The following is a 15,594-nucleotide window of genomic DNA, read 5'->3' as shown; positions in this document are numbered from 1 at the left end:
GACGTGCGACTTCCTATGGAATACAGAATATGGAAATGCAGGGGGCTATGGCAATTTTTACCGTAAACTTAAAAAGAATCCTAAAACTGATCTAATATTCAATAAATCTGAGTTAAATCCAGTCAATTGCAACCAAAATGCTTATTTATCCTTCGAAAAAGACAGGTATATATTGATCAAAAAATCAGTATAACGAAATCTCAACTTTGTTCAATAAAAAAAACGATCAAGTAAAAAACATGTTCTACTTGATCGTTCCTTAAGCTGGCTCATAAATGAGGAACTTTTTCAGTGCCCTCGATTTATTCAGCAGGGCTTTTTTAATAGGTTTATATTTTAGAATGAGAAATCGTCGTTTTGACTTTTGCTGCCCACTCCTTCATGATTTTCAGAATATTCATAACGCTTTTCAACTACATCCTGATGGTTCTTGATGTACTCAACAGTTTCGGTTAATCCTTCTGTAAACTTCTCGAAATCTTCTTTGTATAAAAAGATCTTATGTTTTACAAAAACTCCGTCTTCCAGTCTTTTCTTACTTTCTGTTAACGTTAGGTAATAATCACCTGATCTAGTAGCTTTAACGTCGAAAAAATAAGTTCTTTTACCTGCCCTTACTTTCTTCGAAAAAACCTCTTCTCTCTCTTTGTTGTCAAATTCTCCCATGTTTGGTATTGATCTTGGTTTTGGTTCGGGTAAATATAAACTAATAATTATTAAAGTTCAAAATGAAATTAAATAGTTTGACGCTCTTCCTCTAGTAATTGGTTCCTGTACATTTCTGCATAAGCACCATCATGGCGTAATAACTGCGTATGGCTACCTTGTTCAATGATTTTGCCATGATCCAATACGATGATTTTATCAGCATTTTTTATTGTCGAGATCCTATGGGCTATCAAAATACTAGTTTTACCCTTCATAATTCTGCCTAGATTGCCCAAAATTTGTTCTTCCGTTCGGGTGTCAACGGCAGAAAGACAATCGTCGAAAATAAGTAAACGAGGTTCTTTAATTAAAGCCCTTGCAATAGAAACCCGCTGTTTCTGCCCGCCAGAAAGCGTAATGCCTCGTTCACCAAGCATCGTCTCAAACTTCTGATCAAAATCAATAATGTTATGATATACAGCCGCATTTTTAGCTGCGGTATCAATTTCTTCATCGGTAACCTGGTCTAAGCCGAAAGCAATATTGTTTTTAATGGTATCAGAGAACAGAAAAACCTCTTGTGGTACGAAGCCGATCTGCTTGCGGTAATTGTTTAAGTTAAGGCTGTCTATTTTCGTTCCATCTACACTGATTTGTCCATCATTTATATCGTACATGCGCATAATTAAATTGGCCAGCGTAGATTTTCCAGAGCCCGTACGACCAATAATCGCGACAAATTGTCCCTGTTCAATTTCAAAACTTACATCCTTTAAAGCTTGTATCCCAGTGTCAGGATAGGTGAAGTTGACGTTCTCAAACTTAATGTTACCATTAAGTATTGGAGTGGCAGGATTTGTTGAAGTAATATCTGGCTTTAACTGCAGAAACTCATTGATACGTTTTTGAGAGGCGGAAGCACGTTGAATTAAGGTGGTTACCCAACCCAACATAGAAACCGGGAAGGTCAACTGGTTTACATACACGATAAACTCTGCGATGTTGCCTGGTGTAATAGATCCATCGATGACCTGTATGCCGCCTATATAAATGGTAAGGATGGTACTTAAACCAACCAACAAAAGCATCGTGGGATAAAAGAGTGCCTGCACCTTAACCAAACCCATGGCATTGTCTTTATAGCCTTGACTTTCGGCAGCGAAAACTTTTTGAGTATAATCCTCTCTCACATAAGATTTGATCACCCTGATGCCGGAGAACCTTTCCTGTACAAAGCTGGATAGTTTAGACAGCTGCTCCTGTATCTGTTCGCTCTTTTGATTGATGAGTGTATTTACAAAATAAATGATCAGCACAAGGATAGGCAAGGGGAGTAAACACCAGATGGCTAGCGTTGCATTTACCGAGAACATCGCGGAAATAACCAGCAAAAATAACACGACTGTATTAATCGTATACATAATGGCTGGGCCAACGTACATTCTTACCCGGTTAACATCTTCCGTAGCCCGGTTCATCAAATCGCCAGTATTGTTGCGTCTGTAAAAACCAAGGCTGAGTTTTTGGTAATGCGCATAAATCTCATTCTTCATGTCAAACTCAATATGTCTCGACATTAAAATGATGGTCTGTCGCATAAAAAACAAGAATAATCCCCGTAATAAGTACAGTACCAGTACCAATACCCCAAAATAGAAAAGACTGGTACTAAAGATATCATATATAACCGCTGCACGGTCAAAGCCATCAAACAAACGGTAGATCTGTATGTTTTCGGTAATGAGATTAAAGGCATGGCCGATAACCTGTGCAGGAATCACACCAAAAATATTGGAGATGACCACAAAGAAAATCCCTGGGATAATCCACCATTTATATTTATAGAAGTATTTGTTTAAAAAACGCAGGTGTTTCATTATGGTGTAAAGTTATCCAAATGAACCTGTTTTTTTTAAACTCTTTGGTTAAAACAATGTAAATAATGTTTTTTTATGCTAGTTTTGCGACATATCTGATAAACGAAATTATATGTCTGGTAATAGTTCTATTGTGAATTCAGTTTTAGATCAGTTAAGTGCATCGGGGCACAAGAAGGTCATATATTGCAACGATCCCGATACCGGATTAAAAGCAATTATTGCCATTCACGATACAACTTTAGGCCCTGCATTAGGCGGAACTCGTATGTGGAGTTACGCTACCGAAGCCGAAGCATTGCAAGATGTTTTGAGGTTATCGAGTGCAATGACCTATAAAGCTTCTATTACAGGTTTAAATTTAGGTGGTGGTAAAGCTGTAATTATCGGCGATTCCTACAAAGGAAAATCTGAAGCTTTAATGCGTAGCTATGGTCGGTTTATTAAAAACCTAAATGGCGAATTTATTACCGCAGAAGACTTAGGAACTACCACCAAGGATATGGAGTATATTCGCATGGAAACCAGCCATGTAACAGGTGTACCCGAATCATTAGGCGGAACAGGTAATCCGGCACCAACCACAGCAAAAGGCGTTTATCTAGGTATTAAAGCTTGTGTTAAAGAGGTGTTTGGAACGGATATGCTTGCCGGGCGCTCTGTAGTGGTACAGGGGATCGGTAATGTAGGTGAGCATTTGGTAGCTTTATTGAGAGCTGAAAATGTTGAAGTTTACATCAGCGATATCAACGAAGAACGTTTACAACATGTAGCACGTACTTATAAAGCAAAACCGATCAGTGCTGATAAGATCTTCGGACTGGATGCTGATATCTATGCACCATGTGCATTAGGGGCTACAGTTAATGATACAACTATCAATAAAATGAAGTTTGCCATCATTGCAGGATCTGCTAATAACCAGCTTGCGGATGAAAACGTACATGGAAAACTATTGCTAGATAAAGGCATATTATTTGCACCGGATTACTTAATCAATGCCGGAGGTTTGATCAGCTGTTATTCTGAACTGACTGGCTTCGGTAAAAAACGTACGATGCAGCTAACAGAGAATATTTACAATGCTACCAGAGACGTTATTAAAATGTCGAAGGCAGATAATATACCCACAATATGGGCAGCTAACCGTATTGCAGAAAAAAGGATAGTCGATATCAAAAAAATAAAATCATCATTTTAATCACCAGGTAATTTACCACTCGTTCTTACATTCATGTTAAACAGAAGGCACTTAAGAATTAAAGCTCTGCAAAATATTTTTGCATGGCAAATGTCAGACAAAAAAGATCTGGCATCCTCAAAGAAGGCATTAATGCAAAGTATTGATGACGTATATGAAATGTACGTTGGCATGCTGTCGTTGTTAGTAGAAACTACGGAGTATACAGGAGTAGACGCTATTGAGCGCTCTAACAAACACCTGCCTACAGCGGATGACCTTAACCCGAATTTAAAGTTGTTAAACAACACATTTGCGGTTACCCTAAAACAAAATCCAGATTATTTAGCAGCAATCCACAAGTACAGGATTAACTGGATGTCTGATCCGGAATTTGTAAAAGCTATTTTTAATACTTTAAAAGTTACTCCTGAGTACGCTGCATACCTGGCTGACGGGGATAATAGCTTAGAGGGATCAAAAACAATCATCAAATTCATCTTCAGGAAAATTATCCTTAAAAGCCACAACATCATTCAGGCATTTGAAGATAAATTTATCAATTGGTCTGTTGATAAAGAGGTAATGCAAGGAATGGTTGCTAAAACAATCAAAAACTTTACTTCGGAAGATCCGTTTAAAAACAAACTGACGCCAATTAGTCAGGATTGGGAAGAGGATAGTAAATTTGTACAGGATCTATTTGTATATACCCTTAAAAACAACAAGGAATACCAGGAGCTGATTGCCGAAAGAACTAAAAACTGGGAGTCAGAGCGTATCGCATTAATGGATACTATCCTAATGAAAATGGCAATTTGTGAGCTGTTAAATTTCCCTTCAATACCTGTTAAAGTAACTATAAACGAGTACCTTGATCTATCAAAAGATTACAGTACGCCGAAAAGTAATTCATTTATTAACGGTATATTGGACAAAATTTTAGGCGATCTGAAAAGAACAGATAGCATACATAAAATTGGTCGTGGACTAATAGAAGAATAAAGGAATATGAAAAAAATCTTTGTACTGGCATTGGCGGTTATATCATTCGCATCATGCCAAAATGCAGCAAAAACCAATGAAGCAACAGGTACTGGTATCGAATCTGCTGCAGTCACTGGAGCAACTACCGATACAGTCGTTCCGGAAGGAGAAGCTGCTGTAATGGACTTCGAAAAAGGAAATTACGATTTCGGTAAAATTACTCAAGGCGAAAAAGTTTCTTACAGTTACAAATTTAAAAATTCAGGTAAAAGCCCTTTAATTATTCTGAATGCTACTGCTACATGTGGTTGTACTGTACCAGTAGTACCTAAAGATCCGATTAAACCAGGTGAAGAGGGCGAAATCAAAGTAGTATTTGATAGCAATGGTAAATCAGGTATGCAGGATAAAGTAATTACAGTTACTTCTAATGCTCAGCCTCACATTGCCAGCTTGCATTTGACAGGCGAAGTTAAAGAACAATCTAATTAACATACATTTATACAATAGAATATGATATCAACAGTAATTTTGCAAGCCCAGGGTGGTGGCATGTTAAGCACATTAATTCCTATGGTTTTAATCATGGTTGTTTTTTACTTCTTCATGATCAGACCTCAGGTTAAAAAAGCAAAAGACCTTAAGAAAATGGTTGCAGCTTTAAAAAAGGGAGATAAAATAGTTACTACAGCTGGTATTCATGGCCGTATAGCTGATATGAACGAGACAACTTTCTTAATCGAAGTAGAAGGTGGTACGAAAATTCGTTTTGATAAATCTGCAGTATCTTTAGATGCAACTAATGCTGTTGCCCCTAAAACAGAGGAAACAAAAGCGTAATTTTCTTTAAATTTATTTGTAAAGGCCTGTATCATTTCTATGGTACAGGCTTTTGCTTTTATGCATTTCACCAGAGTAGCATATTATTTGTATTTTTACAGCAATGCCGTTTATAAAACTGACTAAAATAGAACGAAAACGAATCCTCGTTTTGCTCACCTGCCTGCTTCTCGCAATTGCAGCCTGGCTATTTATGGCTTTAAATAATAAATATCCTTACACGGTTAAAACGGTTTTAAAGTACAATAGTATCCCTCAAAAGAAAGCTTTTCATCCTTTACAATCTGATACCGTTGATCTGGAGGTTGAAGGAACCGGCTGGCAGTTGCTCTTTTCGCGCTTGCGGATCCAGCCCCAAGCCATTGCCATTAGTCTGGAAAAACTAAATAACAGAAATTTTATACTTTTTTCAGAACAATTAATCAATGTAAATAACCAGCTGGAAACTTCTCAGAGAATTATTTCTGTGAAACCAGATACACTGTACTTTGATTTTTCACAAAAAACAGTAAAAAGAGTTCCTATTAAACTAGTATCTGATATTCGCTTTGCAAGGCAATATGGTGTTTCGAATCCTATTGAGATTAACCCCAACTACGTGACTATTTCCGGGCCTGAGCAGGAATTAGAAAAGATAAAGGAATGGAAAACAGATTCGCTAAAGTTTGAAGATGTTCGGTCTACCGTTAAAAGTGTGGTAGCGATGAACCAAAGTAAAATGAAAAACGTTAGTATTTTCCCCTCAAGTGTAGAAGTTAAGGTGCCTGTGGATGAGTTTACGGAAAAAGTATTGGAAATTCCTTTAAAGATTGTTAACAATAGAGAGTACTATAACGTTAAACTCTACCCAAAGAAGGTGAAAATTACTTTTTTAGTCGCCCTCTCAAAATACCATCAGGTGGATGAAGAGTTTATGGAGGCAGTGGTAGATATGAATGAATGGAAAGATCGTAAGCACAATAAGCTAAGAGTTAAGATAGTGCGTTTCCCTGATTTTTGTAAAATACTTCATGTTGTACCGGGAAAAGTTGACTTTATTATTGAAAAGTAATGTTGAAAATAGGGATTACAGGTGGAATAGGTAGTGGTAAGACCACAATCTGTAAAGTATTTGAAACACTGGGCATACCCGTGTTTTATGCAGATACTGTAGCCAAACAGATTATGGTGAGTGATGAAATCCTGGTAAAAGGGGTAAAGGCCGCTTTTGGCGAAGAAAGCTACACCATTGATGGCGTATTAAACAATAAACACATTGCAGGTATTGTTTTTAACAATGCTGCTGAGCTGGCTAAATTAAACGAATTGGTGCATCCGGCAGTATTTAGAGCATTTGACAATTGGGTAAAGGATATCCCAGCATCAACACCTTATATCCTCAAAGAAGCTGCTTTACTTTTTGAAAGTGAATCGTACAAAATGTGCGATCAAAATATTCTGGTTATCGCCCCCGAGGAAATCAGGTTGCAGCGTGTAATGCAACGCGATGGGGTAACGGCAGCACAGGTTAAGGCGCGTATGGATAAACAATTGTCCGACCAAGAAAAGGCCAAACTGTCCGACTATATTATTAATAACAACGAAACAGAATCATTGATCATTCAAGTTACTCACTTACATCAACTGTTTTTAAATATTCCTGAATGATACTTGATGATTTTATTGTACTGACCAAAACTGGCTTGTTTTGTAGTTATGGGGATTTCTATTTAGACCCCAAAGAAATAGTGAAAAATGCGGTCATCTCTCATGCGCATGGCGATCATGCTATTGGAGGTAACCTAAATGTATATTGTACCGAAGCTACTGCGCTGTTTATGAAACATCGTTATAGAAAGTTTGCAGGTGGAGAATTTCATCTAAAAGCTTACTACCAGGAATTTGACCTCAATGGCGTCAGGATTAGCTTTATACCTGCGGGACACATCTTAGGGTCTGCACAAGTTTTAATGGAGTACAAAGGCGTAAAATACCTTTATACGGGTGATTATAAGCTGCAACCTGATAAGACGTGTGAGCCTATTGAATTTGTAACTGCTGATGTACTGATTACTGAAACTACTTTTGCTGATCCGGGTACCCAACATCCGGTGGCGGAAGGGGAGATATTGAAGTTGAATAGTACTCAGAGCAACATCATGTTGGGCGCTTACGCTTTAGGTAAATGCCAGCGATTGATTAGTTTAATGAATGATCATTGTTCTGAAAAAAGGATATTGGTGCATCACAGTATGTTGCCTTTTGTAAAGATCTACGAACAAATGGGCGTAAACCTTGGTAAATACGAACCTTACGATCGTAAGGTGATGAAAAATAACCTAACCAATATGGTGTATTTGGTGCCACCAATGGTGTTTAAGAGTTATTTTAAGGCTATTAATGTGATTAGGGTATTTGCTTCAGGTTGGAAACATTTACAAAACAGCCACGAAATTCAGTTGTTCATCTCTGATCATGTGGATTGGAACGATATTTTACAGACGATAGAGGAGGTAAAGCCGACGCAAATCTGGACAAATCATGGAAGCGGTACAAAATTAAAGGATCATTTTGCGACCAGTTTAGTTGTTAAATCATTGGACTAATGAAAGAAGGGGAGGACTATTATTTTAACGATGATGGTTTAATGGTGTTTACAGCAGCATACCACCTTAAACGTGGCTATTGTTGTAAAAATAAATGTAAACACTGTCCCTGGGGTTTCGGTAAGAAAAGAGCTAAAAAAACAGAGCGGGACACCTAATGGGTATCCTGCTTGATAAAAGGTCAATAATTGATGGGTTTAGTGTACGTGACCGTGCCCACCACCTGAAGTGTAAAAACCTATCAGGGCTATTCCTACACCGCATAATACAGCGATCATTTTACGTTTACTTACCTTATGGTCAACGCTTGATTCGAATAGGATAGTTGTAGAGATATGTAAAAATATACCAATTACTATACCCATAATTTTATTGAAATAGTCCTCGATACCACCAATACTACCAGTGCTCAGTCCATAACTTACATAAAAACCAAGTGGGGCCATGATGGCAAAGATGCTGATGTAAATGATTATACTCTTTCTGTTGAAATGACTCTGTAGAAGGATACTGGCCAATGCAAAAGCCGCAGGAATATGATGTAGGGCAATGCCATAAATCAGTGCATTGTGCTGATCTTTAGCCACAGGCATTCCTTCAAGGAAAGCATGTAGACATAAGCTGATCATAATGCCATAAGGGAATACCTTATTCTCATTGTGCTTGTGAATGTGACCATGCTCAACACCTTCCGAAAATTGTTCCAGCACGATCTGCAATAAAAAGCCTATTAAGATAAATATGCCTATGTCTGCATGATCCGGACCGCTATAAGCGTCTGGTATTAAATGTAAAACGGTGATAGCAAATAGATATGCACCACTAAAGGAGAGAATTAATTTTAGCAGTTGAGATTTGTCGCTTTTTACTAAAAAGATGGCTGTGCCTCCTAAAAAAGCACTGAAAAATAAAACGACTAGCTTCCAGATTTCCATTATGATTTTGGTTGTATTTTTCTATAAATTGTTGCGGTAAATATGCCGATTGTAGTGCCCAGGACAGCTCCCACCATGGTGTCGATGGGATAATGTACGCCTACATAGATTTGGGAAAAAGAAATGATAAAGGCCCAAAACAAACCTATTGGCAGAATAGGTCTCCATTTGTCGTAAAACACAAAAATAAGAAAGACGGCGATGGCAAAATGATTGGTAGCATGAGCGGATGGAAAACTATATCCACTTCCACAACCTACCCTGTGGATAATTTCGTCGGCAAGACTAGGTTCGTTGCATGGTCTGAGTCGTGCAACAAAGGGTTTAATTAGTCGCGAGGCAACCAAATCGCCAAGGGCAAAAGTAGCCAGTAGCATCCCAACAATATAAGCCCCTTTTTTTTTGTATTCAATAAAACAAAAAATCAGGATAAATAAGTAAAGTGGAGCCCAGAAATACCTGTTGCGCATCAAAGGCAGTAACCAATCAAAGAATGGATTGGCCATTCCTCTATGGATCTTTAAAAATAGCTCAACATCAAATTGTTGTAAGCTTTCTATCATGCCTTTTTGCAGATTAATATCAAACGATCTGATTTGTTTTCATCAAATGCTTCCAGGCCATAGCTGCCAAACTTAGCCGCGATCTGTAAACCGCTCTTCTCAAACATTCTTTCAAAATCTGCTAATTCAAAAGCCTGTACACGTTCTTCAAAAGCATAAGGCTTATCGCGGTGCTCGAAATTGATGTGCTTAATGATCTTACCGTTGGCAACAAACTTATTGAGATGAAATTCAATCCCGTCGACGGTCTTGGTTTCCTGCTGTGTAAGGTTTTTAATAATCTTTAAAGTATTAAAATAATCTATCACCAATGTCCCATCAGCCTTTAATCCTTTTCTGAAAGATTTTAAAGCATTTACATGGTCTTTTTCAGTATCAAAATACCCAAAGCTGGTAAAAAGGTTCATCGCAATGTCGAAGTAATTGATGAAACACAACTTCCGCATGTCATGAACATAAAAATGAAGGCGTTTTTGTTCAAACTGCTGCGCATATTTTATGCTTTGTTCCGAAAGATCTATACCAGTTACATCATAGCCTTTTTTGTTCAGATAAATGGAATGGCGACCGCGACCACAGGCAATATCCAGGATTCTGGAGTCCGCTGCAGGTTTTAAATAAGCCGATAAATTATCAATCAGAAATTCAGCCTCAGCATCATTCCGTTGACTGTAAAGAATGTGATAATAAGGAGAGTTGAACCAATATTGAAACCATTTACGCTGCATATAGCTTTGCTTTTTGATGTTTAGAAAAAGACAAATATAGTGTTTTGCTCTGCAACCGATAGGATTTTTTGTGTAGTAAATGCAATTTAACTGCATTTAGCATAATAATGACCAAAGTTAGATAAGTGGTTACCTGATTTTTTCTTATTTTTGAAGAAAACTGAACAGAATTGACACTAATAAAATCTATCTCCGGCATAAGGGGCACAATTGGCGGCGTGGCCGGCAATGGTTTGACCCCCATTGATATTGTAAAATTTACTGCAGCTTATGGCTCGTGGGTAATTAACAAAACCAACATTAAAAGGATTGTTCTTGGTCGTGATGCCAGGATATCAGGCGAAATGGTCAATAACCTTGTTATAGGAACCTTGCAAGGATTGGGTATTGAAGTCATAGATCTTGGTTTATCAACAACACCCACAGTAGAAATTGCCGTTCCTATGGAAAAGGCAGGTGGTGGGATCATTTTGACCGCAAGTCATAACCCTAAACAATGGAATGCCCTTAAATTGTTAAACGAAAAAGGCGAGTTTATTAGTGATGCAGATGGGAAAGAAGTGTTGGATATCGCTGAAAAATCCGAATTTGAATTCGCTGACGTAGATAGCCTTGGTCAGGTAATTGCCAATGATACTTATTTGCAAAAACATATAGACATTATCCTGGCTTTGCCATTGGTTGATGTTGCCGCGATCAAGAAAGCTAATTTTAAAATAGCTATTGATTGTGTGAATTCTACGGGGGGGATATTTGTTCCAGCCTTATTAAGAGCTTTAGGTGTAGAGACCATTTACGAGTTATATTGTGAACCAAATGGTCATTTCCCACATAATCCTGAGCCATTGCCGGAGAATTTGACTGAAATTGCTAAGGTTGTACAGAGCAAACAGGCTGATTTAGGTATTGTAGTAGATCCGGATGTAGATCGTTTGTGCTTTGTTTGTGAAGATGGAGAGATGTTTGGCGAAGAATATACACTGGTAGCAGTGGCCGATTATATTCTTCAAAATACACCAGGCAATGCAGTCTCTAACCTGTCCTCGACCAGGGCATTACGTGATGTTGCTGAAAAGGCAGGTGGCGAATACCATGCATCAGCAGTAGGTGAGGTGAATGTTGTGAATCAAATGAAAGCAACAAATGCAGTGATTGGTGGTGAGGGTAATGGTGGTATCATTTATCCGGAATTGCATTATGGTCGCGACGCTTTAGTGGGCATTGCATTGTTCTTAACACACCTTGCAAAATTTGGAAAGTCTATTTCCCTAATGCGTAAAAGCTATCCTGAATACTATATTTCTAAAAATAAGATCACTTTAACTCCAGAGATGGATATTGATGCCTTATTGGTAAAAGTACAGGAGAAATATAAAAATCAGCCAAATTCAACGATCGATGGATTGAAGATTGAATTTGATAAGGAATGGGTACACTTGCGTCGCTCTAACACAGAACCAATTATCCGAATTTATAGCGAAGCTGGAACGGAAACTGTAGCGGAAAACCTGGCCACAAAGATCATATCCGATATCAAAGAAATATTAAAACTGAACTAAGGGGAAATGGAAAGGATTTATTTAGATAATGCAGCAACCACTCCTTTAGATAAAGAAGTGATGGCCGAAATGCTGAATGTAATGAGCAATTATTACGGTAACCCTTCTTCTATCCATGCTCAGGGCCGCGAAGTACGTACCTTGATTGAAAAAGCAAGGAAAACGGTGTCTGGATTGTTAAATGCAACACCTGCCGAGGTATTTTTTACTTCGGGTGGTACAGAAGCTGATAATACGGCCATTCGCTGTGGTATAGCTGCTTTTAATATTAAGCATGCTATTACGACTAAAATAGAACATCATGCGGTTGAGCATACCTTAGAAAGCCTTTTAAAGCAAGGGGTGATTGATAAGTTGAGTTTTGTAGATATTGATGAAAAAGGCAATGTAGACTATAATCATCTGGAAGAGTTACTTAAAAACAACGAACGTTCTTTCGTTTCCTTAATGCATGCCAATAATGAATTAGGGACTTTAACGGATATAGAAAAGGTAGGAGACCTTTGCGAAACTTACAATGCCATTTATCATTGCGATACGGTACAAACCATGGGACATTATGTTCATGATGTGAGAAAGCTGAAAGCGCATTTTATTGTTTGTGCAGCTCATAAATTGCATGGACCTAAAGGTGTAGGTTTCTTGTTTGTAAACCATAATGTTAAAATTAGTCCGATGATTTTTGGTGGTGCACAAGAGCGTAACATGCGTGGTGGTACCGAAAACGTATATGGAATTGTTGGATTGGCCAAAGCATTGGAAATTGCCTATGCAGAAATGGAACAACACCAAAACCACATTCAGGAGCTGAAAAGCTATATGAAAGATAAATTGCTTGCAGAAATACCAGGTATTGCCTTTAATGGGGAAACTGATCCTGACAAGAGTTTGTATACCGTATTAAATGTTTCTTTCCCGGAAATGGATATGGCTGATATGTTGTTGTTTAACCTGGATATTAATGGCGTTTCCGCTTCAGGTGGCAGTGCATGTTCATCAGGGTCAAACATTGGCTCTCATGTGCTTACAGGCATTCATGCTGATCCGAACAGACCGTCAGTGCGGTTCTCCTTCAGTAAATACAATACCAAAGCAGAGCTCGATTTTGTAGTAGAGAAAGTTAAGGAGATTGTGGATAAAAACATTACTGTTTAATTAAAACAGAAGAAGCGTCAGAATTGTTTATGGCATAGGAAACAGGATTTTCTTATCATAAATACTTTTGCATATGAAAACTACAAAAAAAGGTGAGGACGAAAAAGTAGTGCCAGAAGAGGATACGCATACAAAACATGCGCATAGAAAAACTGTTTATAAAGAGACAGGAGATCCGATCACTGAGCGGGAGGCAACGAGTGGAGAAACCTCTTCTATAGCGGGAAGGGCCGATTTCATCATAAGACCAAAAAGAAAGACTAGACCACTTGGACCTGGGCATGAACCTGGAACTACACCAGGAAGAGATATATAATCAGATTAAAAAAGAAGGGTTTGTGTATGCACACAAACCCTTCTTTTTTATATGAATTAAAACCCTTAGTGCTTCATCATTTTAAGGAATGTCGCCAGCTTTGCTTTCATTTCCCTACGATCAACGATAAAATCTAAAAAGCCATGTTCCAAAACAAACTCAGCAGTTTGGAAACCCTTAGGCAAATCTTTTTTAATCGTTTCTTTAATTACCCTTGGACCGGCAAAACCGATCAATGAGCCTGGTTCAGCAATATTAATATCGCCAAGCATAGCATATGATGCAGTAACACCACCTGTAGTTGGGTCGGTTAATAAAGAGATGTATGGAACTTTAGCCTGACTTAATAAAGCCAGTTTAGCTGAAGTCTTAGCCATTTGCATTAATGAAAATGCAGCTTCCATCATCCTTGCACCACCTGATTTTGAAATCATCAGGAAAGGGATTTTGTGTTTAATGCTGTAATCAATAGAACGGGCAATCTTTTCGCCGACTACCGATCCCATAGATCCACCAATGAAATTAAAGTCCATACAGGCAACCATCAGGTCTTCACCTTCGACTTTACCGTGAGCAGCCCTAATCGCGTCTTTTAAGCCGGTTTTAGCCATGCTTTCTACCAAACGATCTTTATATGGTTTACTGTCCGTGAACTCCAATGGATCCCCTGATGTCAGGTCTGCAAATAGTTCTGTAAATTGATTATTATCAAATAATACTTCAAAATATTCTTTAGAACCAACCCGCAAATGATAGCTGCAGTATTGGCAAACATATTTATTTTCTACAAGGTCTGCACTGTGTAACGCTTTCTTGCAATTTGGGCACTTGTTCCATAAACCATCTGGTGCCTCTTTCTTTTCTTCCGTTAATGTACTGATACCTTTTTTTTCTCTCTTAAACCAAGCCATGTTATTTGTTGAAAAATGCGAGTACAAAGAAACAAAAAAAAATTAGAACAGTTTAAGGTAGTTTTCATAAGAAGAATTTGTGATTGGTGGTGTAGTATGGTTTAGTTAAAAAATAATAAGGATAAACTTGGCCTCTTTGATATTTTTCATAACTTCGGCATATCTAAAATTAAAAATAATGAGTTTAAAAGGCTATAAAGGCGTAATTTACGGAGATGCTGTTCAGGAATTATTTGAGCAGGCTAAGAAACATCAGTTTGCTTTACCGGCAGTTAACGTGACAGGAACCAACACCATTAATGCGGTAATGGAAACAGCGAAAGCAGTTAATTCACCTGTTATGATCCAGTTGTCTAATGGTGGAGCGCAGTTTTATGCAGGAAAAACATTAAATAATGACAATTTGAACGCATGTGTATTAGGTGCAGTATCTGCAGCTAAGCATGTTCATTTATTGGCAGAACATTATGGAGTAGCAGTAGTATTACATACAGATCATGCTGCTAAGAAGTTATTACCATGGATTGATGGATTGTTAGACCACGGCGAGAAATTCTTCGCTGAGCATGGTAAACCACTATTCTCATCACATATGTTAGATCTTTCGGAGGAATCAATCGAAGAAAACATGGAGATCTCTGCTAAATATTTAGCGCGTATGGCTAAAATGGGCATGACCATCGAAATCGAACTAGGAGTTACTGGTGGCGAGGAAGACGGTGTAGACAACAGTGATGTAGATAGTTCTAAATTATATACACAACCTTCTGAAGTAGCTTATGCTTACGAAGAGTTGAGTAAAGTAAGTGACAAATTTACGGTTGCAGCAGCATTTGGTAATGTTCACGGTGTGTACAAACCAGGTAATGTTAAGTTACAACCAGTAATTCTTAAAAATTCTCAAGATTTCATCAAAGAGAAATTCAATCTTACTGCTGAAAAACCAATCAACTTTGTATTCCATGGTGGATCAGGTTCTTCACAAGAAGAAATTAGAGAAGCAATTTCTTATGGAGCCATTAAAATGAATATCGATACTGATATGCAATGGGCAATGTGGGAAGGTATTTTGGACTATTATAAAGCTAATGAGGCTTATCTTCAAGCACAAATCGGTAACCCGGATGGCGAAGATAAACCAAATAAGAAATATTATGATCCACGTGTTTGGTTGCGTAAAGGCGAAGAGCAATTTGTTAAACGCTTAACACAGGCATTCGAAGATTTAAACTGCAGAAACGCTAGCGATAAATTATAATATCACCATATAAAATATAAAAGCGCTGCAAGATCAATCTTGTGGCGCTTTT

At 37.9% G+C, this 15,594-nt stretch carries 19 protein-coding genes; 13 read left to right on the top strand and 6 right to left on the bottom strand.

Going from position 1 to position 15,594, the window contains the following annotated elements:
- A partial coding sequence (locus tag FBD94_RS26115) for a hypothetical protein (RefSeq protein ID WP_205945321.1) occupies positions 1-193 on the top strand: 193 nt, incomplete at its 5' end.
- A gap of 143 nt (positions 194-336) precedes the next feature.
- Here FBD94_RS26115 and FBD94_RS10335 read toward each other — a convergent pair.
- Positions 337-666: a DUF3276 family protein gene (locus FBD94_RS10335; protein ID WP_131611203.1), complete on the bottom strand. Its 330-nt coding sequence runs from the start codon at positions 664-666 to the stop codon at positions 337-339.
- 68 nt (positions 667-734) lie between these two features.
- Positions 735-2,525, bottom strand: coding sequence for an ABC transporter ATP-binding protein (locus FBD94_RS10330; RefSeq protein WP_136880139.1), 1,791 nt, complete (start codon positions 2,523-2,525; stop codon positions 735-737).
- Positions 2,526-2,637: 112 nt separating this feature from the next.
- Between FBD94_RS10330 and FBD94_RS10325 the strand changes: the two genes are divergently transcribed.
- From FBD94_RS10325 to FBD94_RS25930, 8 genes are all read left to right on the top strand, one after another.
- The gene (locus FBD94_RS10325; RefSeq protein WP_131611201.1) at positions 2,638-3,726 is read left to right on the top strand and encodes a Glu/Leu/Phe/Val family dehydrogenase; all 1,089 of its coding nucleotides are present in this window, start codon (positions 2,638-2,640) and stop codon (positions 3,724-3,726) included.
- A 90-nt stretch (positions 3,727-3,816) separates the two neighbouring features.
- Positions 3,817-4,710 (top strand): transcription antitermination factor NusB, encoded by an 894-nt coding sequence (nusB, locus tag FBD94_RS10320; protein ID WP_225874805.1) that lies wholly within the window; start codon positions 3,817-3,819, stop codon positions 4,708-4,710.
- Between the two features lie 6 nt (positions 4,711-4,716).
- Positions 4,717-5,184 carry a DUF1573 domain-containing protein gene (locus FBD94_RS10315; protein WP_131611199.1) on the top strand — a complete coding sequence of 156 codons (468 nt, stop codon included), beginning with the start codon at positions 4,717-4,719 and terminating at the stop codon, positions 5,182-5,184.
- 21 nt (positions 5,185-5,205) lie between these two features.
- Positions 5,206-5,532, top strand: a complete 327-nt coding sequence (gene yajC, locus FBD94_RS10310) for a preprotein translocase subunit YajC (RefSeq protein WP_131611198.1) — start codon at positions 5,206-5,208, stop codon at positions 5,530-5,532.
- Positions 5,533-5,635: 103 nt separating this feature from the next.
- Positions 5,636-6,583 (top strand): CdaR family protein, encoded by a 948-nt coding sequence (locus tag FBD94_RS10305; RefSeq protein ID WP_136880138.1) that lies wholly within the window; start codon positions 5,636-5,638, stop codon positions 6,581-6,583.
- Positions 6,583-7,179 carry a dephospho-CoA kinase gene (gene coaE, locus FBD94_RS10300; RefSeq protein ID WP_136880137.1) on the top strand — a complete coding sequence of 199 codons (597 nt, stop codon included), beginning with the start codon at positions 6,583-6,585 and terminating at the stop codon, positions 7,177-7,179. Before FBD94_RS10305 ends, coaE begins: the two co-directional genes overlap by 1 nt.
- Positions 7,176-8,117 (top strand): MBL fold metallo-hydrolase, encoded by a 942-nt coding sequence (locus FBD94_RS10295; protein ID WP_131611195.1) that lies wholly within the window; start codon positions 7,176-7,178, stop codon positions 8,115-8,117. The genes coaE and FBD94_RS10295 overlap by 4 nt, the downstream gene beginning before the upstream one ends.
- On the top strand, positions 8,117-8,275 hold the full coding sequence (locus FBD94_RS25930; protein ID WP_165503683.1) for a DUF5522 domain-containing protein: 159 nt from the start codon (positions 8,117-8,119) through the stop codon (positions 8,273-8,275). Before FBD94_RS10295 ends, FBD94_RS25930 begins: the two co-directional genes overlap by 1 nt.
- A gap of 39 nt (positions 8,276-8,314) precedes the next feature.
- Here the strand turns inward: FBD94_RS25930 and FBD94_RS10290 are convergent, their stop codons facing one another.
- The 3 genes from FBD94_RS10290 to FBD94_RS10280 are packed head-to-tail and all read right to left on the bottom strand — an operon-like array spanning position 8,315 to position 10,343.
- On the bottom strand, positions 8,315-9,052 hold the full coding sequence (locus tag FBD94_RS10290; RefSeq protein WP_131611194.1) for a ZIP family metal transporter: 738 nt from the start codon (positions 9,050-9,052) through the stop codon (positions 8,315-8,317).
- Complete coding sequence (locus tag FBD94_RS10285) at positions 9,052-9,615, bottom strand: phosphatase PAP2 family protein (RefSeq protein WP_131611193.1); 564 nt, start codon at positions 9,613-9,615, stop codon at positions 9,052-9,054. The genes FBD94_RS10290 and FBD94_RS10285 overlap by 1 nt, the downstream gene beginning before the upstream one ends.
- Positions 9,612-10,343 carry a class I SAM-dependent methyltransferase gene (locus FBD94_RS10280; protein WP_131611192.1) on the bottom strand — a complete coding sequence of 244 codons (732 nt, stop codon included), beginning with the start codon at positions 10,341-10,343 and terminating at the stop codon, positions 9,612-9,614. The genes FBD94_RS10285 and FBD94_RS10280 overlap by 4 nt, the downstream gene beginning before the upstream one ends.
- Before the next feature lie 170 nt (positions 10,344-10,513).
- On the opposite strand from FBD94_RS10280, the gene glmM reads away from it, so the two are divergent.
- From glmM to FBD94_RS10265, 3 genes are all read left to right on the top strand, one after another.
- Complete coding sequence (gene glmM / locus FBD94_RS10275) at positions 10,514-11,902, top strand: phosphoglucosamine mutase (RefSeq protein WP_131611191.1); 1,389 nt, start codon at positions 10,514-10,516, stop codon at positions 11,900-11,902.
- 6 nt (positions 11,903-11,908) lie between these two features.
- Positions 11,909-13,057: a cysteine desulfurase family protein gene (locus FBD94_RS10270; protein ID WP_131611190.1), complete on the top strand. Its 1,149-nt coding sequence runs from the start codon at positions 11,909-11,911 to the stop codon at positions 13,055-13,057.
- A 73-nt stretch (positions 13,058-13,130) separates the two neighbouring features.
- Positions 13,131-13,373, top strand: coding sequence for a hypothetical protein (locus tag FBD94_RS10265; protein WP_225874804.1), 243 nt, complete (start codon positions 13,131-13,133; stop codon positions 13,371-13,373).
- A 65-nt stretch (positions 13,374-13,438) separates the two neighbouring features.
- On the opposite strand, the gene accD is transcribed toward FBD94_RS10265, so the two are convergent.
- Positions 13,439-14,284, bottom strand: coding sequence for an acetyl-CoA carboxylase, carboxyltransferase subunit beta (accD, locus tag FBD94_RS10260; RefSeq protein WP_131611189.1), 846 nt, complete (start codon positions 14,282-14,284; stop codon positions 13,439-13,441).
- A 178-nt stretch (positions 14,285-14,462) separates the two neighbouring features.
- Between accD and fbaA the strand changes: the two genes are divergently transcribed.
- Positions 14,463-15,542 (top strand): class II fructose-bisphosphate aldolase, encoded by a 1,080-nt coding sequence (fbaA, locus tag FBD94_RS10255; RefSeq protein ID WP_131611188.1) that lies wholly within the window; start codon positions 14,463-14,465, stop codon positions 15,540-15,542.
- Positions 15,543-15,594: the final 52 nt, after the last annotated feature.

The organism is Pedobacter hiemivivus (genome assembly GCF_005144565.1).
In the GTDB taxonomy this organism is placed as follows: Bacteria; Bacteroidota; Bacteroidia; order Sphingobacteriales; family Sphingobacteriaceae; genus Pedobacter; species Pedobacter hiemivivus.
Note: the sequence above shows the minus strand (reverse complement) of the source record. Positions and strands in the feature narration are given on the sequence as shown.

Excerpts from the sequence above, each read along its gene's own strand:
- yajC (WP_131611198.1), top strand. The coding sequence starts at position 5,206 with ATGATATCAACAGTAATTTTGCAAGCCCAGGGTGGTGGCATGTTAAGC.
- FBD94_RS25930 (WP_165503683.1), top strand. The coding sequence starts at position 8,117 with ATGAAAGAAGGGGAGGACTATTATTTTAACGATGATGGTTTAATGGTG.
- accD (WP_131611189.1), bottom strand. The coding sequence starts at position 14,284 with ATGGCTTGGTTTAAGAGAGAAAAAAAAGGTATCAGTACATTAACGGAA.
- FBD94_RS10265 (WP_225874804.1), top strand. The coding sequence starts at position 13,131 with ATGAAAACTACAAAAAAAGGTGAGGACGAAAAAGTAGTGCCAGAAGAG.
- nusB (WP_225874805.1), top strand. The coding sequence starts at position 3,817 with ATGTCAGACAAAAAAGATCTGGCATCCTCAAAGAAGGCATTAATGCAA.
- FBD94_RS10330 (WP_136880139.1), bottom strand. The coding sequence starts at position 2,525 with ATGAAACACCTGCGTTTTTTAAACAAATACTTCTATAAATATAAATGG.
- FBD94_RS10280 (WP_131611192.1), bottom strand. The coding sequence starts at position 10,343 with ATGCAGCGTAAATGGTTTCAATATTGGTTCAACTCTCCTTATTATCAC.
- FBD94_RS10335 (WP_131611203.1), bottom strand. The coding sequence starts at position 666 with ATGGGAGAATTTGACAACAAAGAGAGAGAAGAGGTTTTTTCGAAGAAA.
- coaE (WP_136880137.1), top strand. The coding sequence starts at position 6,583 with ATGTTGAAAATAGGGATTACAGGTGGAATAGGTAGTGGTAAGACCACA.
- FBD94_RS10270 (WP_131611190.1), top strand. The coding sequence starts at position 11,909 with ATGGAAAGGATTTATTTAGATAATGCAGCAACCACTCCTTTAGATAAA.
- FBD94_RS10295 (WP_131611195.1), top strand. The coding sequence starts at position 7,176 with ATGATACTTGATGATTTTATTGTACTGACCAAAACTGGCTTGTTTTGT.
- fbaA (WP_131611188.1), top strand. The coding sequence starts at position 14,463 with ATGAGTTTAAAAGGCTATAAAGGCGTAATTTACGGAGATGCTGTTCAG.
- FBD94_RS10315 (WP_131611199.1), top strand. The coding sequence starts at position 4,717 with ATGAAAAAAATCTTTGTACTGGCATTGGCGGTTATATCATTCGCATCA.
- FBD94_RS10305 (WP_136880138.1), top strand. The coding sequence starts at position 5,636 with ATGCCGTTTATAAAACTGACTAAAATAGAACGAAAACGAATCCTCGTT.
- FBD94_RS10285 (WP_131611193.1), bottom strand. The coding sequence starts at position 9,615 with ATGATAGAAAGCTTACAACAATTTGATGTTGAGCTATTTTTAAAGATC.
- FBD94_RS10325 (WP_131611201.1), top strand. The coding sequence starts at position 2,638 with ATGTCTGGTAATAGTTCTATTGTGAATTCAGTTTTAGATCAGTTAAGT.
- FBD94_RS10290 (WP_131611194.1), bottom strand. The coding sequence starts at position 9,052 with ATGGAAATCTGGAAGCTAGTCGTTTTATTTTTCAGTGCTTTTTTAGGA.